General features: G+C 59.8%; 23 protein-coding genes. 7 read left to right on the top strand and 16 right to left on the bottom strand.

The genetic code is table 11. The annotated features are described in order from the left end of the window. The first annotated feature begins 16 nt into the window (after positions 1 to 16). Genes paaK through WNE31_RS14320 form a run of 3 tightly spaced genes read left to right on the top strand, consistent with a single transcriptional unit; the run spans position 17 to position 3,082 of the window. Complete coding sequence (gene paaK, locus WNE31_RS14330; RefSeq protein ID WP_349980579.1) at positions 17 to 1,327, top strand: phenylacetate--CoA ligase PaaK; 1,311 nt, start codon at positions 17 to 19, stop codon at positions 1,325 to 1,327. A 3-nt stretch (positions 1,328 to 1,330) separates the two neighbouring features. Beyond that, positions 1,331 to 1,927, top strand: coding sequence for a TetR/AcrR family transcriptional regulator (locus WNE31_RS14325; protein ID WP_349980578.1), 597 nt, complete (start codon positions 1,331 to 1,333; stop codon positions 1,925 to 1,927). Between the two features lie 51 nt (positions 1,928 to 1,978). Further along, positions 1,979 to 3,082, top strand: a complete 1,104-nt coding sequence (locus tag WNE31_RS14320) for an acyltransferase family protein (protein WP_349980576.1) — start codon at positions 1,979 to 1,981, stop codon at positions 3,080 to 3,082. Between the two features lie 53 nt (positions 3,083 to 3,135). Here WNE31_RS14320 and WNE31_RS14315 read toward each other — a convergent pair whose 3' ends face one another. Beyond that, positions 3,136 to 4,197, bottom strand: coding sequence for a Glu/Leu/Phe/Val family dehydrogenase (locus WNE31_RS14315; protein ID WP_349980575.1), 1,062 nt, complete (start codon positions 4,195 to 4,197; stop codon positions 3,136 to 3,138). A gap of 132 nt (positions 4,198 to 4,329) precedes the next feature. On the opposite strand from WNE31_RS14315, the gene WNE31_RS14310 reads away from it, so the two are divergent. Continuing rightward, the gene (locus tag WNE31_RS14310) at positions 4,330 to 4,788 is read left to right on the top strand and encodes an Lrp/AsnC family transcriptional regulator (protein ID WP_349980573.1); all 459 of its coding nucleotides are present in this window, start codon (positions 4,330 to 4,332) and stop codon (positions 4,786 to 4,788) included. Here WNE31_RS14310 and WNE31_RS14305 read toward each other — a convergent pair. Then, entirely contained in the window at positions 4,785 to 5,225 is a 441-nt protein-coding gene (locus tag WNE31_RS14305) for a PACE efflux transporter (protein WP_349980571.1), read from the bottom strand. The genes WNE31_RS14310 and WNE31_RS14305 overlap by 4 nt on opposite strands. Before the next feature lie 79 nt (positions 5,226 to 5,304). Here WNE31_RS14305 and WNE31_RS14300 point away from each other — a divergent pair, with 79 nt between their 5' ends. After that, positions 5,305 to 5,820 (top strand): MarR family winged helix-turn-helix transcriptional regulator, encoded by a 516-nt coding sequence (locus WNE31_RS14300; protein ID WP_349980569.1) that lies wholly within the window; start codon positions 5,305 to 5,307, stop codon positions 5,818 to 5,820. Positions 5,821 to 5,877: 57 nt separating this feature from the next. Here the strand turns inward: WNE31_RS14300 and WNE31_RS14295 are convergent, their stop codons facing one another. The 14 genes from WNE31_RS14295 to hmgA all read right to left on the bottom strand — a co-directional run bounded on the left by WNE31_RS14295 (position 5,878) and on the right by hmgA (position 18,759). Further along, complete coding sequence (locus WNE31_RS14295) at positions 5,878 to 6,636, bottom strand: Phenylacetic acid catabolic protein (protein WP_349980567.1); 759 nt, start codon at positions 6,634 to 6,636, stop codon at positions 5,878 to 5,880. Between the two features lie 13 nt (positions 6,637 to 6,649). Then, positions 6,650 to 7,726 carry a 2Fe-2S iron-sulfur cluster-binding protein gene (locus tag WNE31_RS14290; RefSeq protein ID WP_349980565.1) on the bottom strand — a complete coding sequence of 359 codons (1,077 nt, stop codon included), beginning with the start codon at positions 7,724 to 7,726 and terminating at the stop codon, positions 6,650 to 6,652. 12 nt (positions 7,727 to 7,738) lie between these two features. After that, positions 7,739 to 8,200 (bottom strand): 1,2-phenylacetyl-CoA epoxidase subunit PaaD, encoded by a 462-nt coding sequence (gene paaD / locus WNE31_RS14285; RefSeq protein WP_349980563.1) that lies wholly within the window; start codon positions 8,198 to 8,200, stop codon positions 7,739 to 7,741. Between the two features lie 51 nt (positions 8,201 to 8,251). Then, positions 8,252 to 9,016: a 1,2-phenylacetyl-CoA epoxidase subunit PaaC gene (gene paaC / locus WNE31_RS14280; protein ID WP_349980562.1), complete on the bottom strand. Its 765-nt coding sequence runs from the start codon at positions 9,014 to 9,016 to the stop codon at positions 8,252 to 8,254. Beyond that, complete coding sequence (gene paaB / locus WNE31_RS14275; protein ID WP_349980560.1) at positions 9,016 to 9,300, bottom strand: 1,2-phenylacetyl-CoA epoxidase subunit PaaB; 285 nt, start codon at positions 9,298 to 9,300, stop codon at positions 9,016 to 9,018. The genes paaC and paaB overlap by 1 nt, the downstream gene beginning before the upstream one ends. A gap of 22 nt (positions 9,301 to 9,322) precedes the next feature. Beyond that, positions 9,323 to 10,315 carry a 1,2-phenylacetyl-CoA epoxidase subunit PaaA gene (gene paaA, locus WNE31_RS14270; protein WP_349980558.1) on the bottom strand — a complete coding sequence of 331 codons (993 nt, stop codon included), beginning with the start codon at positions 10,313 to 10,315 and terminating at the stop codon, positions 9,323 to 9,325. An 18-nt stretch (positions 10,316 to 10,333) separates the two neighbouring features. Beyond that, positions 10,334 to 11,536, bottom strand: coding sequence for a 3-oxoadipyl-CoA thiolase (pcaF, locus tag WNE31_RS14265; RefSeq protein ID WP_349980556.1), 1,203 nt, complete (start codon positions 11,534 to 11,536; stop codon positions 10,334 to 10,336). Positions 11,537 to 11,806: 270 nt separating this feature from the next. Further along, positions 11,807 to 12,445 (bottom strand): maleylacetoacetate isomerase, encoded by a 639-nt coding sequence (maiA, locus tag WNE31_RS14260; RefSeq protein ID WP_349980554.1) that lies wholly within the window; start codon positions 12,443 to 12,445, stop codon positions 11,807 to 11,809. 76 nt (positions 12,446 to 12,521) lie between these two features. Continuing rightward, positions 12,522 to 13,067: a VOC family protein gene (locus WNE31_RS14255; protein ID WP_349980553.1), complete on the bottom strand. Its 546-nt coding sequence runs from the start codon at positions 13,065 to 13,067 to the stop codon at positions 12,522 to 12,524. 6 nt (positions 13,068 to 13,073) lie between these two features. Then, positions 13,074 to 13,274 carry a DUF2783 domain-containing protein gene (locus WNE31_RS14250; protein WP_349980551.1) on the bottom strand — a complete coding sequence of 67 codons (201 nt, stop codon included), beginning with the start codon at positions 13,272 to 13,274 and terminating at the stop codon, positions 13,074 to 13,076. 5 nt (positions 13,275 to 13,279) lie between these two features. Beyond that, positions 13,280 to 14,902: an FAD-dependent oxidoreductase gene (locus WNE31_RS14245; RefSeq protein WP_349980550.1), complete on the bottom strand. Its 1,623-nt coding sequence runs from the start codon at positions 14,900 to 14,902 to the stop codon at positions 13,280 to 13,282. A 133-nt stretch (positions 14,903 to 15,035) separates the two neighbouring features. Further along, on the bottom strand, positions 15,036 to 15,986 hold the full coding sequence (locus WNE31_RS14240) for an MBL fold metallo-hydrolase (RefSeq protein WP_349980549.1): 951 nt from the start codon (positions 15,984 to 15,986) through the stop codon (positions 15,036 to 15,038). Between the two features lie 82 nt (positions 15,987 to 16,068). Further along, on the bottom strand, positions 16,069 to 17,325 hold the full coding sequence (gene fahA, locus WNE31_RS14235) for a fumarylacetoacetase (RefSeq protein ID WP_349980548.1): 1,257 nt from the start codon (positions 17,323 to 17,325) through the stop codon (positions 16,069 to 16,071). 81 nt (positions 17,326 to 17,406) lie between these two features. Beyond that, positions 17,407 to 18,759 carry a homogentisate 1,2-dioxygenase gene (gene hmgA, locus WNE31_RS14230; RefSeq protein ID WP_349980609.1) on the bottom strand — a complete coding sequence of 451 codons (1,353 nt, stop codon included), beginning with the start codon at positions 18,757 to 18,759 and terminating at the stop codon, positions 17,407 to 17,409. 96 nt (positions 18,760 to 18,855) lie between these two features. On the opposite strand from hmgA, the gene WNE31_RS14225 reads away from it, so the two are divergent. After that, positions 18,856 to 19,293, top strand: coding sequence for a MarR family winged helix-turn-helix transcriptional regulator (locus WNE31_RS14225; RefSeq protein WP_349980547.1), 438 nt, complete (start codon positions 18,856 to 18,858; stop codon positions 19,291 to 19,293). Between the two features lie 4 nt (positions 19,294 to 19,297). Continuing rightward, positions 19,298 to 20,527 carry an adenylate/guanylate cyclase domain-containing protein gene (locus WNE31_RS14220; RefSeq protein WP_349980545.1) on the top strand — a complete coding sequence of 410 codons (1,230 nt, stop codon included), beginning with the start codon at positions 19,298 to 19,300 and terminating at the stop codon, positions 20,525 to 20,527. Positions 20,528 to 20,588 lie beyond the last annotated feature (61 nt).

Below are 20,588 nucleotides of genomic sequence, written 5' to 3'. Positions count from 1 at the left end.
TGTCGAGGAGGATGCGATGAAAGACCTTACCCCGAACAAAGCCGATCTGGACCCGATCGAAATTGCCTCGATCGATGAAATCCGCGCGACCCAGCTTGAGCGCCTGAAATGGTCGCTGCGCCACGCTTATGATAACGTGCCGATGTATAAACAGCGCTTTGATGAAGCCGGCGTGCACCCCGACGACCTGAAAGAGCTGAAGGATCTGGCGAAGTTCCCTTTCACCTACAAGAACGACCTGCGCGACAACTATCCCTTTGGCCTGTTCGCCGTGCCGCGCGACCAGATCATCCGCCTGCACGCCTCGTCCGGCACGACAGGCAAGCCGACCGTAGTGGGGTACACCAAAAACGATATCTCGATGTGGGCCGACGTTCTGGCGCGGTCGCTGCGCGCCGCTGGTCTGCGTGCCGGCAACACCGTGCATAATGCTTATGGCTATGGCCTGTTCACCGGTGGCCTTGGCGCGCACTACGGGATCGAGCGCCTTGGCGCGACAGTGGTGCCCATGGGCGGTGGTCAGACCGAGAAACAGGTGGGCCTGATCACCGATTTCAAACCCGACGGTATCATGGTCACCCCGTCCTATATGCTGAACATCCTTGAAGGGTTCCACAAGGCCGGTCTTGATCCGCGCGAGTCGTCCCTGTCGGTGGGTGTGTTTGGCGCCGAGCCGTGGACCAACGCCATGCGCAAAGAGGTAGAAGACGCCTTTGATATGCACGCGGTCGACATCTACGGTCTGTCCGAAATCATCGGCCCCGGCGTCGCCAACGAATGTGTGGAAACCAAAGACGGCCTGCACATCTGGGAAGACCATTTCTATCCCGAGATCATCAACCCCACCACCGGCGAACCGGTCGAGGACGGCGAGGAAGGCGAACTTGTCTTCACCACGCTGACCAAGGAAGGTATGCCGATGATCCGCTATCGCACGCGTGACCTGACAACTCTGATGCCGGGCTCTGCGCGCTCGATGCGCCGCATGGCCAAGATCACCGGCCGCAGCGACGACATGATCATCCTGCGCGGTGTGAACGTGTTCCCGACCCAGATCGAGGAACAGGTTGTGGCCACCGGCGGTCTGGCCCCGCATTTCCAGATCGAACTGTTCAAGTCGGGCCGCATGGACGCGATGCGCGTCTATGTCGAGGCCAACCCGGACGCCGCAGACAACCTGTCGAAAACCGCTGCCGCGCGTATGTTGACCAAGCACATCAAGGACATGGTGGGGGTTTCGACCGAGGTCATCGTCGGCAACCCAGGCGACGTTGCCCGTTCCCAAGGTAAAGCGGTTCGTGTTATCGACAACCGCGACAAGGAGTAAGCATTGGCCCGCACGATCGCAAAAGACCACGACCAGAAGCGCGAGCAGATCCTGACGAATGCCGCCAAGGTATTCGCAACCGAGGGGTTTGACCGCGCCTCCATGGCGATGCTGGCGCGCGAATGCGGGATCTCCAAGGCGAATATCTACCACTATTACGACAGTAAGGACGCGCTGTTGTTTGACCTGCTAGAGACCTATCTGCGCGAACTGCGCGACAGGATCTGCGGGATCGAAATTGCGAACCTCGCGCCCGAGGAAAAGCTGCGGCATGTCGTGGCAGAAACGCTGTTGGCTTATCAAGGGGCCGATCACGAACACCAGGTTCAGATCGGCTCTATGTCGGCCCTGCCGGAAGATCAGCAAAAGCTTCTGCGCGGGTATCAGCGGGATATGGTGGTTTTCGTCCGTGACATCGTGCAGTCGATCGCGCCAGACGTGTTCGACGGCCAGCCTGAAAAGCTGCGCTCGGCCACGATGTCGGTGTTCGGGATGTTGAACTGGTACTACATGTGGAACTCCGGCGCCGGCAGCGCCGCCCGCGAGGAATACGCCACACTGGTCAGCAACCTGACACTCGGGGGTGTCCCCAAGCTCTGAACCCTTGCATAGTGGCTGAAAACATAAGCCACCTTGCAATGGGGCGCGCAGATGACAGACACGGCAGATGCCAAACAGCCTTTGGCCATGGGCCATGAAAGCGCCTCACGCTTTCGGGCCTATCGGTCCGTGTCTTACTTTCAGAACCTGAACGGGTTGCGGTTCATCTGTATCGCCATGGTGCTCTGGCACCATGCCCAGCCGGTGCAGTCCGAAACCTGGCCCATTCTCGACCGCGGATTTCTGGGCGTTGATTTCTTCTTTGTGCTCAGCGGGTTTCTCATCACCACGCTGTTGCTGCGGGAACGGGATCGCACTGGCCGTTTTTCGCTGCGGCACTTTTATATCCGTCGCGCGCTGCGCATCCTGCCGGTCTATTTCTTTGTCGTGACCCTCGTTGCGGCGTATTTCATCGGCATCAAGGGCGAAACGCGATATTTCACGCAACTGCCTTATTATTATCTGTTTCTATCGAATTTCCTGACGGATCACATCCCGACGCTGTCGATCACTTGGTCCCTGTCGGTTGAAGAGCAGTATTATCTGTTGTGGCCTCTGGCCTTGCTGTTGCTACCGTCCAGATGGGTCGTGCCCGTTCTGGGAGTTTTGATCGCACTGAATGTCACAGCGGCGATGGGGCTGTTTGGGGTCACGCCGCCCCAGCTTGGGCCACTGACCTTCAAGCTGCCCGTGGCAACCTATGCGCCGATCCTGATGGGGTCGCTCGCTGCCGTGCTTTTGAATTCGCAACGGGGGTATGCGGCGTTCGATACGGTGTTGGGTAAACCCCTTGCGCCCTGGGTCTGTGCCGTTCTACTGGCGATTACAATCCAGATTACGCCCTTTGACCTTCGCGGATTGCCGAACCTCTTGATCCACGTCCTGATGACGGCCACGCTGATCACGCTGGTCCTGTACGAGGATACGGTCTGGTCCCCCTTCCTGACCCACCCATTTATCGCGCGCGTAGGCGAGGTCAGCTATGGAATTTATCTCTATCACCTGCTGGCCCTGCACGTGGTCCATGCTCTCGGGATCGCAAATGGCTGGCTGATACTGATCGCCTATTCCCTGATTTCCGTGCTGATCGCCGAAGTCAGCTTCCGCACGCTGGAAAGATGGTTTCTGAACAAACGTCCGGCCCCGGCGGGCTGAACCAGGTCCAAAAGAAAACGCCGGTCGCTGGTGGGCCGGCGTTACTTGTAGGGTCAGGCGGCCTTGGGGGCCAGGATTTCATCCACGATCTCTGTTGCGACGTCGTTAGGGCTACAGCCCCTTTGCGCCGCACGCGTCAGGATCCGGTCGAGCGTCGTGTCCAGCGCGGCCAGTTTTTCATCTACGAACGCGTCTCGAGCCCCGATTTCAAGGATCTCGGTCGCTACGTTGATGATCCCGCCGGCATTCACCACGAAGTCGGGTGCATAGAGAATCCCGCGTGCATGCAGCAGTTTCCCGTCCTCATCCGTGGCAAGCTGATTGTTGGCACCGCCACAGATTGCCGCGACTTGCAGGCCGTCAATGGTGCTTTCGTTCAGGATGCCCCCGATGGCGCAAGGGGCCAGAATATCGGCCTTTTCGCGCAGGATGCCGGTGGCATCTGCGGGTTGCGCGCCAAACTCGGCCACAGCCTGCGCCACGCGCGCGGTGTCCAGATCGGCCACGATCAGCTTGGCCCCTGCCTCGTGCAGCATCCGGCAGAGATGCGCCCCGACATGGCCCAGCCCCTGAACGGCGACGGTCCGACCGGTCAGGTCAGCACTGCCAAACCGGTGGCGCGCGGTGGTGCGGATTGACTGGAAAATGCCCCGCGCGGTGATCGGCGACGGATCGCCGCTGGCGAATTTCCCGTCCGGCAGACCCGCGACAAAGCGGGTTTCTTCGGCAAGGATCGTCATGTCCGCAGGTGTCATGCCCATATCCTCGGCGGTCCAGTATTTCCCGTCCAGCGTATTGATCGCGCGGGCAAAGGCCCGCAGCAATTCGGGCGATTTGATTTCAGCCGGATCACCCATGATGACCGCCTTGCCCCCGCCCAGAGGCAGGCCCGCCGCGGCGTTCTTGTAGGTCATGCCCCGAGACAGGCGCAGCACATCCTCGATCGCCGCATCGGTGCTGGCATAGGGGCGCATCCGCAGCCCCCCCGCCGCTGGTCCGAGAGCGGTTGAATGCACGGCAATGAACCCGGTCAGGCCGGTCGCGGCATCCTCGACGCGCAGAACGGTTTCGTGACCCGGTGCAAACACGCTGCTGATCTCCAAGGGTGTGGTCATCTGGCGTTTCTCCTCCTGTTTGGCGGATTTTATGCCATATTGCGAAGAGTGATTTTCACCAATTTCGGCCCACTGCTTGCGCAATCGTGAAGAAATGCTCTAAAAATCAGTCAATATATAGAGAAAAGCACCATGGATGCCATAGATCGTAGAATCATCGCCGCGCTGCAACGGGACGGGCGCATGACCATTGCTGACCTGGCCGAGACGGTGGGCCTGTCGCCCACGCCCTGCGCGCGACGCCTGGACCGTTTGCAATCCGACGGCGTTATCACCGGCTATGCCGCTCGTGTCGATCCGCACAAGATTGGCCTGCCGGTCTCGGTCTTTATCTCGGTCGAGCTGGAACAGCAGGCCAAGGGCGGGATCGAGGCGTTTGAACGGGCCGTGCGCGGCTTTGACGAGGTCATGGAATGTCACCTGATGACCGGGTCGCGCGATATCCTGCTTCGGGTGGTGGTGGCCGATCTCGCCGCCTTTGACCAGTTTCTGGAGCACCGCCTGATGCGCGTGCCGGGCATTCGTAACATGCGATCGAACTTTGCCTTGCGCACGATGATCAGCCGCGATGTACTGCCCGTGCCGACCTAATGCGCGGGGGCCTTTTCACCCTGCGGGCGGGGGAGGGGAAACACCACGTCATAGGTCCAGTTGAACAGGAAAGCATAGACAAGGAAAAAGGCTGAGAATCCGAGATCCAGCAGGAACGCCTCAAGATACCCGATCTGCAACCACCACGCGGTCAGGAACAGGCCCACAGTCAACAAAACGGATTCAAACAGCACCGCATGGACCATGCGCAGACGCACCGTGCGCGCGGCCATGTCCCGGTATTTGCGGTCCCAGAGGTCGAACAGATAGTTGAACAACAGGTTCCACCCCATGGCGAGCAGGCTGAACATCACGCCAAGGCCGCCCATCGCCTGCAATGAATGCCCGGTCAGAACGCTGCCGCCCACAGTCACCAACCCCAGTGCGATCCCCTCGAACATCAATGTGTGACGAATGCGGTCCGGCAGCGAGCGCATATTTTTACCTTTCCAGAAAGATTGTTTGGTTGATCTAGGGTGTATTTATCTTTCTTGCAAGATACATTATTCCAATCCCATGCAAAAACTGACCATCGCCGAAATCCTCGCCGACATCCGGCGCAACTGGCCCGAGCAGGACACGCCATCAGCCACGACGGTTCTGGCCCTGATCCGTCTCAATGATCTGGTGATCGCGGCGTACAAGGAAACGTTGGCCGGGTTCGGGCTGACCCAGGCCGGATTCGAGGCGCTGGTCACTTTGCGCGGGCAGGCCGCGCCCCATCGCCTGACACCGACCGAGCTTTACCGATCCATCCTCATCACCTCGGGCGGCATGACCAAGGTGTTGAAAGGGTTGGAGCTAGACGGGCTGGTGACGCGGCCCGACAACCCCGCCGACCAACGCAGCCGCTTTGTGCAGTTGACACCCAAGGGGCGCGCCTTGGCTGAAACCTCGATGGAGGCTGTCAGCCAACAGGAACAGGAAATGCTGGAAAGTGCCCTGTCCCCGCAGCAGATTGAACAGTTGTCGCGCGTATTGCTGCGCACGGTCAACAAACTGGAAGGCGGCGAAGGGGGCTGCGAACAATGATAAGACCCCGATGACGGGTGTCACCGGGGCCTGACGTTTCTGGGGACGAAGCGGGACTTACCCGGCTTTCAGACCCAGTTTTTCCAGAATGGCCTTTGTTTCGGCTTCCCAGCGGGCCTTGAGATCGGCATTTGCCGTCTTGCGCAGCCCCATGGTTTTGAGCGTTTCGGCCTTGTCTGACGCCGCTGACCCAAACGAGGCGGCCACACGCGGCCACCAGTAGTCCACGCTGGCCTGCAAGCCGGCCTTGTCCTCGGTCTCAAGCAGTTTTTCGACACCTTCTTCGGCCAGTTCGGCGTGACGGGCTTCAACCGGGGCAATCGCGCGGAACGCTTCGGCCAGCGGCTGATATGACACCATCGAGAATTCGGCCATCTGCACGGCCACGGCACGGCCCATCAACAGGTTCATCACCACCGCGTCGGCCCAACCGGCCAGCGGATAGTTGAACACTGCAAGGCGCATGTCCTGCCTGGTGCGCGAGGCACCGATATCGGCGTCGCGGTCCAGGCGTGCGGTCCACGGGTGGTGGTTGGCATAGCGGTCACCGTCCACACCGAATTCGCCCATGATCTTCAATACCTTGTCGGCATTGTCGGTCTTTTCCAGAACGATCTTCGCGGCGGCGATGCGTTCCTTGATGCCGGGGCCTGCGTTGATCACATCGGCAAAGCCCGCAGCACCCGCCAGTTCAGAGTCCACGAAGGTGGTCATCAGTTTCATCAGCTCGGCGCGATAGCGCGGCGGCACGTTGGACGGGTTGGTCAGAACGCCGCCCGCGGCGAGATAGCTTTCAATGCTCATATCTTCGGCCATGGTCTTTCCTCCCTTACTGGTCAAAGTCGACAACGACGTTGTCGGTCACGGGATAGGACTGGCACGACAGGACATAGCCCTTTTCGACCTCGTAATCCTCGAGCGCGTGGTTGGCGACCATGTCGACCTCGCCTTCCAGAACGCGGCAGCGGCAGGTCGAGCAGACCCCGGCCTTGCAGGCATAGGGCGCGTCCATCTTGTTGTCCAAGGCGGCGTCCAGAATGGTAATGTCCTTGGCCATCTCGACAGTCTGGGTCGATCCGTCCAGCGTGATCGCTGCGGTGGTCTGGTTGGCACCGGATGCTGCGTCTTTGCTGACAGCCTTGCGCTTGGCGCGGCCCGGCTGGGACGAGGCGAACAACTCGAACTTGATCTGCGCGTCGTCCAGACCGGCAGTACGCAGCGCGGCGGCAATGCCCAGCATCATCGGCTCGGGGCCACAGATAAAGGCCGTGTCGATCGACGAGATATCGATCCATCCGGTGTTGAACAGCTGGGCGCATTTTTCCTCGGTCACGAGACCGGTGAAAAGGTCGATTTCCTGCGCGTCGGTTTCCAGAACGTGAATGACGTTGAAGCGGCCCATATAGGTGTTCTTCAGGTCTTCCAGTTCTTCGCGGAACATGATCGTGTTCACGCCCTTGTTGGCGTACACCAGCGTGAAGGTGCTGTTCGGTTCACGGGCCAGCGTGGTTTTCAGGATCGACAGAACCGGGGTGATGCCCGACCCGCCCGCAAAGCCGAGATAATTTTTCTCGTTGCCGGCATCCAGCGCGGTAAAAAAGCCGCCCATCGGGGGCATTGCTTGCACCGTGTCGCCGACTTTCAGCTCTTCATTGGCCCAGGTCGAGAACGCGCCACCATCGACACGCTTGATGCCGACCTGCAGGATGCCGTCATCCTTGCCTGCGCAAATCGAATAGGACCGGCGCAGTTCCTCGCCGTCGAAATCCTGGCGGAAGGTCAGGTACTGGCCTTGGGTGAAATCAAACTCCTCGGCCGCGCCATTGACGGGCTTGAGGGTCACGACAACAGCGTCGCGGATGGTTTTTTGGATGTCCGTGACTTCCAGATCGTGGAAACGTGCCATTCCGGGTCCTCCCTAGATGCACTTGAAATATTCAAAGGGTTCAAGACAGTCCTGGCAGCGCCATTGTGCCTTGCACGGGGTCGAGCCGAACTGGCTCAGTTTTTCGAGATGCGTGCCGCCGCAATGGGGACAGCGTTTGGGCCCGCCCGCCGGTTGCGGCGGCGCGATCCCGTATTTCTCAAGGGCCGCACGGGCCTTGTCGGACATCCAGTCGGTGGTCCAGGCGGGGGCCAGCTGCTGCTTGAGCTCGATCTTTTCGAGTCCGCAGTCGCGCAGCTTGGTCTCGATATCCATGTTGATCATCGAGGTCGCCGGACAACCGGAATAGGTCGGGGTGACCGACACCACGCAGGTATCGCCGTCGAATTCCACGTTCCGGATAATGCCGAGATCCACCAGCGTGATCACTGGAATCTCGGGGTCGGGGATGGTCTCCAACCATTCCCAGACCTGTTTCACACTTGGCTGGGTCATGTCCTTGCTCCTTGTGGGGCAGGGGCCCTGTCGTTCAGGGCCCCTAACACATCACCATTCGCAGCCCGGATAGGCGCGTTGCAGCCACTGCATTTGCGTCAGCAGATGGCCAAGGTGTTCGGTGTGCATGTAACCGGTGCGGCCACCCTTGTGGGCATAGTTGCCCGCGGGGATGGTCAGGGTCGCTTCGGCCAGAACCCTGCCCACCAGCGCGTCATATTCGTCGCGCAAGGAGGCCGGATCGGGCGCGATGCCTGCGTCTGCCATTGCGGCATCCACGTCGTCGCTCTCGAACATCTCGCCGACATAGGGCCAGAGGTAGTCCAGCGCCTCTTGCATCCGGTTGTGGCTTTCTTCGGTGCCGTCACCCAGCCCCACCACGGTGTCAGCGGAACGCTCAACGTGATAGGCCACCTCTTTCGACGCCTTGGCGGCAATCGCGGCAACGGTTTCGTCCGACGACTTCATCAGGCGGCCCATCAGAACCGACTGGAAGGCATCAAACAGGAACTGGCGCAGCAGGGTGCGGCCAAAGTCGCCATTGGGCAGCTCGGTCAGCAGCACGTTGCGGAAATCCCAGGCGTCCCGCAGGAATGCCAGATCATCCGCGCTCTTGCCTTCGCCCTGAACTTCGGCGGCATAGCCCAGCCACATCTGCGTCTGGCCGATCAGGTCCAGCGCGGTGTTGGCCAGTGCGATATCCTCTTCCAGAATGGGCGAATGACCGCACCATTCGGACACGCGGTGTCCCAGGATCAGGGTGTTGTCCCCCTGACGCAGCAGGAACTGCAGCAGTTTATCCTTATCGACCGACATTACATGTGCCCCACTTCTTCGGGGATGTCGAAGAACGTCGGGTGACGATAGACCTTCGACTCCGAGGGTTCGAACAGCGGGCCTTTTTCGCCCGGTGCGGTGGCGCTGATGTGACGGGCTTCCACAACCCAGATCGACACACCTTCGTTGCGGCGGGTATAGACGTCACGCGCGTTCTTGATCGCCATTTCGGCGTCTGGTGCGTGCAGGCTGCCCACGTGACGGTGGCTCATGCCATGTTGACCACGGATGAAGATTTCCCAGAGGGGCCATTCGTTTTTCATGTCGCTTTCCTCCTCGAGAGCGTTATTCAGCTGCAACTTTTGCAGTGGCTTTTTTGCGGGCGTGGGCCAGAAGACCATCGCGGACCCATTGTCCGTCTTCCCATGCTTTGACGCGGTCGTTCAGACGGTCGACGTTGCACGGGCCGTTGCCCTTGATGACGTTGAAGAATTCGTCCCAGTTCGGGTCCGAGAAATCATAGTGGCCACGTTCTTCGTTCCACTTGATCCCCGGATCCGGAAGGTCGAGACCCAGATATTCGATCTGCGGCACAGTCTGGTCGACAAATTGCTGGCGCAGCTCGTCGTTTGACTTGACCTTGATCTTCCACGCCATCGACTGTTCCGAGTGGGTCGATTCACTGTCGTTCGGGCCGAACATCATGATTGCCGGGAACCACAGGCGGTTGACCGCATCCTGAGCCATTTTCTTTTGCTCGGGCGTGCCGAATGCCATTTTCATGATCGCGTGATAGCCCTGACGCGCGTGGAAGCTTTCTTCCTTACAGATACGGATCATGGCGCGGCTATAGGGGCCGTACGACGTCCGTTGCAACGCGACCTGGTTCACGATCGCCGCGCCATCAACCAGCCAGCCCACGGCGCCGATATCGGCCCAGTTCAGGGTGGGATAGTTGAAGATCGACGAATACTTCATGCGACCTTCGTGCAGCAGCTTGACCAGCTCGTCGCGGGTTTCGCCCAGTGTTTCGGCTGCGGAATACAGGTACAGACCGTGGCCCGCCTCGTCCTGCACCTTTGCCAGCAGGATTGCCTTGCGCTCAAGCGTCGGGGCGCGCGTGATCCAGTTGCCCTCGGGCAGCTGCCCCACAACTTCCGAATGCGCGTGCTGGCCGATCTGACGGATCAGCGTGGCGCGGTAGTCGTCCGGCATCCAGTCGCGCGGCTCGATCTTGATGTCGTTGTCGATCTTGTCTTGAAACTCGCGTTCCTGATCCGTCATTTCCTCGCGGGTCTTGACGCCGGAACGGGCGGTCTTGATCATTTGTGCATACATACCGGTAACTCCTCCCGATCAAACACGTTCAAGGATCAGGGCGGCGCCCTGTCCCACACCAACACACATGGTGCACAGCGCATAGCGCCCACCGGTGCGTTGCAACTGATAGGCGGCCGTCAACACAAGCCGCGCGCCGGACATACCCAGCGGGTGACCCATGGCGATCGCGCCGCCATTGGCATTAACATGGGGTGCATCGTCCGCGACACCAAGCTCGCGCAGCGTTGCCAGCCCCTGAGAGGCAAAAGCCTCGTTCAATTCTATCACATCCATCTGGTCGATGGTCAGACCTGCGCGCGCCAGAACCTTCTGGCTGGCCGGAACAGGGCCGATGCCCATGACGCGCGGCGCCACACCGGCGGCCGACATGCCCACCACGCGGGCCATCGGTTTCAGACCGTTTTTCGCGGCGGCGGCTTCGCTGGCCAGCAGGATCGCGGCGGCACCGTCATTCACGCCCGACGCGTTGCCGGCGGTGACGGTCTTGTCGGGGCCGTTCACACCTTTCAGGCCACCCAGTTTCTCGGCGGTGGTGCCGGGGCGCGGGTGTTCGTCGGTGTCCACGATGACCGGATCGCCCTTGCGTTGGGGTACGGTGACCGGGGTGATCTCGTCCTTGAATATGCCCGCCTCTTGCGCCGCGGCCCAGCGGGCCTGGCTGTTGGCGGCAAACTTGTCCTGATCGGCGCGGCTGATGTCATAATCCTCGGCCACGTTGTCGGCAGTCTGCGGCATGGAATCCGTGCCGTACATCTCGTGCATCTTCTTGTTGATAAAGCGCCAGCCAATGGTGGTGTCATAGACCGCATTTGCGCGGGTAAAGGCGCTGGTGGCCTTGGGCATCACGAAAGGCGCACGGCTCATGCTTTCGACACCGCCTGCGATGGCCATGTCATAGTCGCCCGCCTTGATGCCGCGTGCGGCCATGCCGACCGCGTCCATGCCCGAAGCACAAAGACGGTTCACAGTGGTGCCCGGTACGTCGATCGGCAGACCGGCCAAGAGGGCCGCCATGCGCGCCACGTTGCGGTTGTCTTCGCCCGCCTGGTTGGCCGAGCCATAAATCACGTCGTCAATGCTCGCCCAGTCGACCTGGGGGTTGCGCGCGACCAGCGCAGCGATGGGGGCCGCTGCCAGATCGTCTGCCCTTACCGAGGAAAGTGCGCCGCCATATCGCCCGATCGGGGTGCGGGTTGCGTCGCAGATGAATGCGTCCATGGGGATTACCTTTGTCCTGTTCATCGCCGGAAATAGCCGACCGCATGGTCGGGATAGGTTGGAAAATGATTCGAGGCAAGCAAAATGTTACACAAAACAATAAATGGGAAAATTTTCGTAACATAAAAGGGGTGAAGGGCTGACCTGTTTCCCTCAAACCAAACGCCCTCTGCATCGCAAGACGCAGAGGGCGTTAACAATGTATTGCCGAAAACTTTTGTACAAACCGGGCACTGTGCCCCCGGAAACTTGTACAAAACAGCCATTTTACTAGTCGGGTTGCACCGCGTCAGGGTGGGCGGCGGCAAAGGCCGGATGCACCGCACAGGCCGTCTCAACCTGCTGGATCCGCGGACAGTCGGAAAAATCCGCCCCCCAGCGCCGCGCATTATACAGTTGCGGCATCAGACAGATATCGGCCAACGACGGTTGGTCGCCACAGGCATATGGGGCTTGGTCAAATGCGCCCATCAGAGCCTCGAACGCGCGCAGTCCCGGCGGGATAAAGTGCTTCATCCAGTCGACCTTGGCCTCGGGGTGTTCCGGCAAGAGCTTGGCTACATGCGCCACGACGCCCAGGTTGCAGACCGGATGCACATCCACGGCGACGGTATGCGCCATGGCCCGCACCTTGGCCGCTTTGGCGGGATCGCTTGGCAAAAGGTTCAAGTCTCTGGTTTCATTCAGATAATCCAGAATAGCCAGAGACTGCGTAAAACTGTGCCCGTCGATTTCAAGTACCGGCACAAGACCCTGAGGATTGCGATCCAGATGCGCGGGCGTCTTGTGATCCCCTTTGACAAGGTCCACTGAAACGGCCTGATAGTCGATCCCCGCAAGGTTCAGCGCGATGCGCAGCCGATAGCTGGCAGACGAGCGCCAATAGTCATAAAGAATCGTGTCAGTCATTTGATTTCCCTGCCTTTTTCGCAACAACCGGCCGCGAGGGCCGGTTGTCTGAATTTAACGCAATTCACTTGCGATGTTAAGCTTGCTTGTTCAGTTCCTTGGCATGCAGCCAATCCGCGTGTTTCGGCGCCTTCTTGGTGACGGACCATTCGTTCAGCATGTCCCATTTCACCTCGTCCATCCGCTTGAGCATCGCTTCTTCCTCGGGGTCCGGGCAGGCCAGTTCCACACGGTGACCGTTAGGATCGAAGAAATAGATCGAGTGGAAGATCGAGTGGTCGGTAACGCCCAGCACCTCGACACCGTTGGCTTCGAGATGTTCCTTGAATTCAATCAGGGTTTCGCGGTCTTTCACTTTGAACGCAATATGTTGCACCCAGATCGGGGTATTGGGATCGCGGCCCATTTCCGGCTTGGTCGGCAGTTCAAAAAAGGCCAGCACGTTGCCGTCACCCGCATCAAGGAACAGGTGCATATAGGGGTCCGGTTCGTGGGTCGAGGGCACATGGTCCTCGGCAATCGCCAGGATGAAATCCATGTTCAGCATCTTGCCATACCATTCCACGGTCTCTTTCGCGTCCTTGCAGCGATAGGCGACGTGGTGAATCTTTTCGATTTTCATGGGGGGTTACTCCTCCGATTTGAGCGCGGCAGCGGCCAGCGCCTGAGACAGGGTCGCGCGGTCTCCGATATGGTTGGCCATGACCAGCACGAGGCGCGCATTCAGCGCCTGGCTGTCCGCGTCGGACAGGCCCTCGTGGGCGGCAATGAGTTCGGCATAGAAATCGTCTACGCCTTGGATATTCGGGGTCAGGATGAGATCGGACATGGGGATTACTCCTTGCCAATCGCGCGGCGGACGGCGGCGCGGATCTGGTTTTCATCAAAGCTGGGACGGCGGGCTGCGACATGCTGGTCGGGGCGGATCAGGTAAACACCCGAGTCACAGTCACCAAGATACCGTTCTTTCAGCAGCAGGGTCGGGTCGTCATGGGTCGACAGCGCCAGACGCTTGACCGTGATGCCGCTTTCTTCGAACTCGTCCGGCGCATCGGCGTCGATGGTCAGCAGGATGAAGTCATTGCCCAGCTTCGACAGAAGGAACCCGTCTGCCAGCGGCACATCCGGGCAGGGAGATCCGGGGCGGGTGCGTGCCGGACCATCCAGCGCATCGGCTGAATTCAGCGGCGAGCCATCATAGGTACAGGGCACCGAGAGGCGACCCGAGTTCACCATCGGTCGGGCAAATTCATAATGCTCGGACAGGGCCAGAACCGAATCCCGCAACAGCCGCGACATGGCGGATTTTGGCGTGATGAAATCGGTCGAACGGGTCGAGTTCAGGATGTTCTCGTCCGCGCCGTGGATGCGTTCGTCATTATAGCTGTCCAGCAGGGTTTCGGGGGCTTTGCCATTGATAACCAGGCCAAGTTTCCAACCCAGATTGTCGACGTCCTGCATGCCCGAGTTCGCCCCGCGTGCGCCGAAGGGCGACACCTGGTGTGCGGCATCGCCGGCAAAGAACACGCGCCCATGGCGGAAGCTTTCCATGCGCTTGCACTGGAACGTATAGATCGAAGACCAGACCATGTCGTATTCGACCCCGCCGAGGAAGGCATCAAGGCGGCGGCGGATGTTTTCCTCTTTCAGTTCTTCTTTGCGGTCCACGTCCCAGCCTATCTGGAAATCGACGCGCCAGACGTCGTCGGGTTGGCGGTGCAGCAGGACCGAGGCGCCTTCGCCGTGGCTGGGTTCGAACCAGAACCAGCGTTCGGTCGGGAAGTCGACATCGCCCTTCATCTTGATGTCGGCGATCAGGAAACTGTCCTGGAACACCTTGCCGGTAAAGTCATAGCCCAGCATATTGCGCAGCGGCGACGAGGCGCCATCGCACCCGATCAGCCAGTCGGCCTCGACCTTGTATTCCCCGTCCGGGGTCATCACGGTCAGCACTACGTGGTCGTCACGTACCTCGACATTGTCGATGCGGTTCTTGCCGCGGATTTCGATCGGGGCACCCTGCGCCTGCAACTCTTCAAAGCGGTCCAACTGGAAGCTTTCATAATAAGGCTGTTGCAGGTTGATAAAGGCCGGGTACTTGTGGCCTTCCTCGGGCAGCAGGTTGAACTCAAACACCTGATCGTCCTTGTGGAACACCTTGCCCACGTTCCAGACAACGCCTTTGTCCAGCATCGGCTCACCACAGCCATAGCGGTCGGCCACTTCAAGGCAGCGTTTGGCGAAACAGATCGCGCGACTGCCCATGCCGACGCCTTCGTGGTCATCCAGCACCAGCGTTGGGATTCCTTGCAGGCCAAGGTCCAGCGCGGTGGCGATCCCGATTGGACCGCCACCCATCACCACCACGGGGTGGCGCACGGCGTCGGCTTTGTCCTGATCGGGGGATTTTTCATAGGGGTAGCGCTTGTAGGCGAGCGTATACCGGTCGTCAAACATGGGTCTTCTCCTCCAAAATTCGGGCGCACGTTCTGAAACCACAGCCTCGCGTGGCGCCAATTCAGTCTAGTTTATTCAGTTGTGGCCCTTGTGCGCTGATCTGAAACAAAGCCCACAAGGGGATCACAGTCGTTTAGCCTTGCAGCGCTTCCCACATTTCCAGATCGCGCTGTGCGGTCCAGATGCGGGGATGCGCGATGCCGCGGGCTTCGTCATAGGCACGGGCAACGTTGAACGGCAGGCAATGTTCATAGATCGCGTAATCTGCGAATTTCGGATCACATTCGGCGCGTACGGCATCCCACGCTTCTTTCAGTGAACCACCACGCGCAGCAACGCGCGCTGCGGGCAGATAGGTGCTTTGAACGAAGTCGCGGGTGCTTTCGATGGCGCGCTCGACGGCTTCTTTGCCCACCAATGCGCCGCCACGGCCGGGCGCGATGGCGTCGACGTCATAGGCTTTGATGGCGTCCAGCGTGTTGCCCCAATCGGCAAAGTGACCGTCGCCGCAATAGCAGGCCGAGTGGTCTTCGACGATATCGCCGGTGAACATGACGTTCTGGTCTGGCACGTGGATCACGGCGTCACCGGCAGTATGGGCGCGGCCGATCTGCTTGATGTTCACGCGACGTTTGCCAAGGAACACGGTCATTTCGTCGGTGAAGGTGGTGGTCGGGAAGGTCAGGCCGGGGATCGACTCATGCCCTTCGAACAGGCGCGGGAAGCGTTGGAATTCGCTGTCCCAGTCTTCCTGACCGCGTTCAAGCACCATGTTGTAGGCTGCGTTCGACATGATGACCTGTTGCGCATTGAAGGCGCTGGCCCCCAGAACGCGCACAGCGTGATAGTGGGTCAATACAACGTGCGTGATCGGCTTGTCTGTCACCGAGCGTACGCAGTCGATCACCTTGTTGGCCAGACGCGGGGTGGCCTGTGCCTCGACGATCATGACGCTGTCATCGCCAATGATCACGCCCGAGTTCGGGTCGCCCTCGGCTGTGAAGGCATAGAGGCCCTCACCGATTTCGTCGAAAGTGATTTTCTTTTCGGTCAGGTCCCCTTGGGACGCGAATGCTTTTGCCATTGGATGTGTCCTTTGCGGTTCGGTGGCTACAATACCACCTTGCGAATTGGGTGTCGGGTGGGGACGACCCCACCCCTGTTGTTTAGCGGGCGAAAGGGTCGTCCAGCGCAGGCAGAACGGTGCCCACACAATCGCCGAAACCGATGGTATAGCCGTCGCCCTTGGCCGCGCCTTTCAACGTGAGCGTGTCGCCATCTTCGATGAAGGACCGCTCTTCGCCGGTTTCCAGCGTGAACGGTTCCTTGGCCCCCCACGAGATTTCAAGAAGCGAGCCTCGGTTTTCTTTGTTCGGTCCCGAAATGGTGCCCGAGCCCAGCAGATCGCCGACATTCATCGGAGATCCGGCGGTGGTGTGATGGGCCAGTTGCTGGGCGGCCGAATAGTACATTTCCTTGTAATTCGTGCGCGCGATGGTGCTGGCCTCTTTGCCTGCGGGGGCCATCGTGACTTCGAGGTCGATGTCATAGAGCATCGGGCCACAGTCCTTGAGGTGGTCCAGCAATTCGAACTCGCGTTCGGGCGTATCACAGCGGAAGGGTTCCAGCGCGGCTTTGGTCACGATCCACGGGCTGATCGAGGTGGCTGTCGCCTTGGCCTGAAACGGCCCGAGCGGCTGATATTCCCAAGCCTGGATGTCACGCGCGGACCAGTCGTTCAGCAAGACGTAGCCGAAGATGTTGTCATCCGCTTCCCGGACGGTGATGGGGCCGTCCGACGAGGTGCCGACAATCGCGCCCATTTCCAACTCGATGTCGAAACGGGCACAGGGCGCCCAACGGGGCAGGGCGTCATTCGGGCCTTTCAATTGACCCCAGGGGCGGCGGATATCCGTGCCCGAGACATAGACCGACGAGGCGCGCCCGTTATACCCGATCGGGATGTGCAGCCAGTTGGGCGGCAGTGCGTTTTCGGGGCCGCGGAACATGGTGCCCACATTGAATGCGTGGTGACGTCCGGCGTAAAAATCGGTGTATTCGCTGACGGCAATCGGCATGTGAAGTTCGGCGTCGGCCATGGGCACAAGGCAGGCTTCGGCGGCGGTTTGGTCGGCGCTGCCTTCGGAGAGGATTTCGATCAGGCGAGTACGCAGTTCCGCCCACGCGTCCGATCCCAGATCCATAAAGTCGTTCCAGTACGGCGCGTCGAAGACAGGGATATCCGACACCTTGACGAGACCGGCCTCTTCGGCCGCGGCCATGTCGAGGATCATGTCACCGATGGCGACGCCACAGCGTTCCTCGGTGCTGGGGGTCGAAAAGACGCCATAGGGCAGGTTGTTCAGCGGGAAGGGGTGGTTGGCATCGTTGGCCGAGGCCACCCAGCTTTTCATAAGGGGCATAGTTTTTCCTTGTTCGTTTGTGGCGGGCTGAAGCCCGCCCTACGAAATTTCGGGTCGGGCGGATTTCAGCCCGCCGTCGCGTTATTTCTTGCCGGGGGTGCCGTCGAATTTCTTCTCGATGTCGCTCCAGCAGTCGATATAATCGTCCTGCAGAGGTGCCTCCTTGGCGGCAAACGCCGTGAGATGCTGCGGGAAGCGTGTTTCGAACATGAACGACATAGTGTTGTCCAGCTTCTCGGCCTGCAGGTCGGCGTTCGACGCGCCCTCAAAGGCGTTCTTGTCCGGACCGTGCGGCAGCATCATGTTGTGCAGGCTCATGCCGCCGGGGATGAAGCCCTGCGGTTTCGCGTCGTACTGGCCATAGATGTTGCCCATCAGCTCGGACATGATGTTCTTGTGGTACCACGGCGGGCGGAAGGTGTCCTCGGCGACCATCCAGCGTTCGCGGAACAGAACAAAGTCGATATTTGCGGTGCCCGGCTGGCCCGAGGGGGCGGTCAGCACGGTAAAGATCGAGGGGTCGGGGTGATCGAAAAGGATCGCGCCGACAGGGCAATAGGTGCGCAGGTCGTATTTCACCGGCGCATAGTTTCCGTGCCATGCCACCACATCCAGTGGCGACTGGCCGATCTCGGTTTTGTGGAACTGGCCGCACCATTTGACGGTCACGGTCGAGGGCACTTCGCGGTCTTCCCATGCGGCGACGGGCGCTTTGAAGTCACGCGGGTTGGCCATGCAGTTCGCGCCAATCGGGCCACGACCGGGCAATTCGAATTTCTGGCCGTAGTTTTCGCAAACGAAACCGCGCGCCGGACCTTCGAGAACCTCGACACGGTAGAGCAGGCCGCGCGGGATGATGGCGATCTCTTTCGGTTCGAGGTCGATGATGCCCAGCTCGGTCGAGAAACGCAGAACACCTTCTTGCGGCACGACCAGAAGTTCCGAGTCCGCCGAGAAGAAATAGTCATCTTCCATAGAAGTGTTCACGAGATAGATGTGCGAAGCCATGCCGACTTGCGTGTTCACATCACCGGCGGTGGTCATGGTGTACATGCCATTGATCCACGTCAGCGCCTCTTCGCTGTGCGGCACGGGATCCCAGCGATACTGGCCAAGGCTGGTCACGTCCGGGTCGACGTTCGGCGCCGACTTCCAGTGCGGCACGTCGATCTTCTCATAGCGGTGCGAATGTTTCACTGATGGGCGGATACGATAGCACCATGTCCGTTCATTCTGATGCGACGGCGCGGTAAAGGCCGTGCCGGACAGTTGTTCACCATAAAGACCATAATTGCATTTCTGCGGGCTGTTCATGCCCTGCGGCAGGGCACCGGGCAGGGCCTCGGTCTCGTAATCATTGCCAAATCCGGGCATGTAACCCTTGTGCGGGCCTTCCAGAGAGGGGGCCACATTCATCCGTGTGGGGTAAGCCATATCTTTCATCGCGCGTTCCTTTCGGCAGATTCTGTCGAATTTGGTTGCTTTGGTAATAGTTGTTTTTGTAACTAACAAGCAGGAGGACACATTAAAATGTCAGAAAATGATGGTTTCGATCTGCAGGTGTTCCTGCCTTATCTGCTCAACCAGGCTGCGGAGGAAAGCAGCCTTGCCTTTACCAAAGTCTACAAGAACAAATACGGGATGTTGCGCACAGAGTGGCGTGTATTGTTCCATTTGGGTTCTTTTGGGCGGATGAATGCCACCGAGGTCGGAGCGCGGTCGAAGATTCACAAGACCAAGATCAGTCGTGCCGTACAAAAACTGGTCGAGAAGCGATTCGTCACCCGTGAACGGTCAGAGGATGACCGCCGGCAGGAATTCCTGACGCTGACACCTCTGGGGCAAACTGCCTATGCCGACCTGCGCAAGGTGGCGCGGGACTATGACGCGGCGCTTTGTGCAAAATTCACTGAGGACGAGGTGGTCTTGCTGCGTAAGATGCTCAGGCGACTCGCCGGCATGGAGTAAAGGCATGGATACCCCGCAACCGAACCCTGTCAAAGACCTGATTGACTGGCTTTTGGCGCGGGGGCTTGAGGGCACGCAGCAGGGGGCGTTGCTCGAATCCTATTGCGAACAACTGATTGCGATGGGCGTGCCCCTGATCCGCCTGCATGTCGCGCAACGCGCCTTTCACCCCGAATACGGGGGTCTTGGGTTCGATTGGTTGCGTGATGGCGGGTTCTCGGACGAACATTATGCCTATACCGAAACTCCGCGTCAGCGATGGGTGGTCAGCCCGTTCTACATGATGCTGCGCGAGGCCAAGTGGGAATACCGTGAACGGATCGGGGAGCCGGACCATCACAGCAGTTTCCCCCTGCTGCAGGAATTGCAGGAACAGGGGGCGACGGATTATCTCGCGTCCGCAGTCCTGTTCCAGCGCCCCGAACCGGATCAACCGATGGATCCGCATGATACGCCGGAAGGGATGCTGATTTCATGGGTGACGGATGCGCCCGGCGGATTCCGCGAGGATCACGTCGCGCTGTTGCGGGGCAGTTTGCCGGCGTTGGGGCTGGCCCTGAAATCGGCCTCAAACCGGAAAATGGCGCGGGACCTGATGCAGGTCTATCTTGGCCGGGATGCGGGAAAACGCGTGTTGTCGGGGGAAATCCGGCGCGGCAGCCTGCGCAGCCTGGACGCCGTGATCTGCCTGTTCGACCTCAAGGGCTTTACCGTCATGACCGAGCAATATCCCGGTCCGGTCGTGGTCGAGATGTTGAACGATTATTTCGCGCTAGCAGTTGAAACAGTTCGCAGGCATGGCGGGCATGTGCTCAAATTCATGGGGGATGGGATGTTGGCCATGTTCGACCATGACGATGCCAGCGAGGCCGCATCGGCCGCGCTGGACGCGGCGGTGGATCTGGCCGAAGGGATGCAGCGGCGCAGCACCGACCGCGCCGCGCGCGGGGTGCCGCAGACTGGCTTTTCCCTTGCGCTGCACGCCGGAGAGATCCTTTACGGCAATATCGGTGCGGATTCGCGGCTTGATTTCACCGTGATCGGTGCCGCCGTGAACCAGACCGCCCGCATGGGCAGTATGCACGCCGCGCTGGGGCGGGATATCGTGATTTCGCAGGCTTTGGTCGACGCGGCCCGCGCAACGCCCCATGATGTCGTTGCGCTTGGTCGCTACATGCTGCGCGGGGTCTCGGAACCGCAAACCCTGTATACACTTTACTTTTCTGAAAACTGACAGGTTCCGCTTTACAAGCAGCCCCGCTTGCCCGTCAGATACCGGCGTTCATACCGGACAG

Origin of the sequence: Shimia fortis, from assembly GCF_040225985.1 — a bacterium.
Lineage (GTDB): Bacteria > Pseudomonadota > Alphaproteobacteria > Rhodobacterales > Rhodobacteraceae > Shimia.
Note: the sequence above shows the minus strand (reverse complement) of the source record. Positions and strands in the feature narration are given on the sequence as shown.

Coding starts and splice junctions, on each gene's coding strand:
- paaK (WP_349980579.1), top strand. CDS start 17: ATGAAAGACCTTACCCCGAACAAAGCCGATCTGGACCCGATCGAAATT.
- WNE31_RS14320 (WP_349980576.1), top strand. CDS start 1,979: ATGACAGACACGGCAGATGCCAAACAGCCTTTGGCCATGGGCCATGAA.
- WNE31_RS14315 (WP_349980575.1), bottom strand. CDS start 4,197: ATGACCACACCCTTGGAGATCAGCAGCGTGTTTGCACCGGGTCACGAA.
- WNE31_RS14310 (WP_349980573.1), top strand. CDS start 4,330: ATGGATGCCATAGATCGTAGAATCATCGCCGCGCTGCAACGGGACGGG.
- WNE31_RS14305 (WP_349980571.1), bottom strand. CDS start 5,225: ATGCGCTCGCTGCCGGACCGCATTCGTCACACATTGATGTTCGAGGGG.
- WNE31_RS14300 (WP_349980569.1), top strand. CDS start 5,305: ATGCAAAAACTGACCATCGCCGAAATCCTCGCCGACATCCGGCGCAAC.
- WNE31_RS14295 (WP_349980567.1), bottom strand. CDS start 6,636: ATGGCCGAAGATATGAGCATTGAAAGCTATCTCGCCGCGGGCGGCGTT.
- WNE31_RS14290 (WP_349980565.1), bottom strand. CDS start 7,726: ATGGCACGTTTCCACGATCTGGAAGTCACGGACATCCAAAAAACCATC.
- paaD (WP_349980563.1), bottom strand. CDS start 8,200: ATGACCCAGCCAAGTGTGAAACAGGTCTGGGAATGGTTGGAGACCATC.
- paaC (WP_349980562.1), bottom strand. CDS start 9,016: ATGTCGGTCGATAAGGATAAACTGCTGCAGTTCCTGCTGCGTCAGGGG.
- paaB (WP_349980560.1), bottom strand. CDS start 9,300: ATGAAAAACGAATGGCCCCTCTGGGAAATCTTCATCCGTGGTCAACAT.
- paaA (WP_349980558.1), bottom strand. CDS start 10,315: ATGTATGCACAAATGATCAAGACCGCCCGTTCCGGCGTCAAGACCCGC.
- pcaF (WP_349980556.1), bottom strand. CDS start 11,536: ATGGACGCATTCATCTGCGACGCAACCCGCACCCCGATCGGGCGATAT.
- maiA (WP_349980554.1), bottom strand. CDS start 12,445: ATGACTGACACGATTCTTTATGACTATTGGCGCTCGTCTGCCAGCTAT.
- WNE31_RS14255 (WP_349980553.1), bottom strand. CDS start 13,067: ATGAAAATCGAAAAGATTCACCACGTCGCCTATCGCTGCAAGGACGCG.
- WNE31_RS14250 (WP_349980551.1), bottom strand. CDS start 13,274: ATGTCCGATCTCATCCTGACCCCGAATATCCAAGGCGTAGACGATTTC.
- WNE31_RS14245 (WP_349980550.1), bottom strand. CDS start 14,902: ATGTTTGACGACCGGTATACGCTCGCCTACAAGCGCTACCCCTATGAA.
- WNE31_RS14240 (WP_349980549.1), bottom strand. CDS start 15,986: ATGGCAAAAGCATTCGCGTCCCAAGGGGACCTGACCGAAAAGAAAATC.
- fahA (WP_349980548.1), bottom strand. CDS start 17,325: ATGCCCCTTATGAAAAGCTGGGTGGCCTCGGCCAACGATGCCAACCAC.
- hmgA (WP_349980609.1), bottom strand. CDS start 18,759: ATGGCTTACCCCACACGGATGAATGTGGCCCCCTCTCTGGAAGGCCCG.
- WNE31_RS14225 (WP_349980547.1), top strand. CDS start 18,856: ATGTCAGAAAATGATGGTTTCGATCTGCAGGTGTTCCTGCCTTATCTG.
- WNE31_RS14220 (WP_349980545.1), top strand. CDS start 19,298: ATGGATACCCCGCAACCGAACCCTGTCAAAGACCTGATTGACTGGCTT.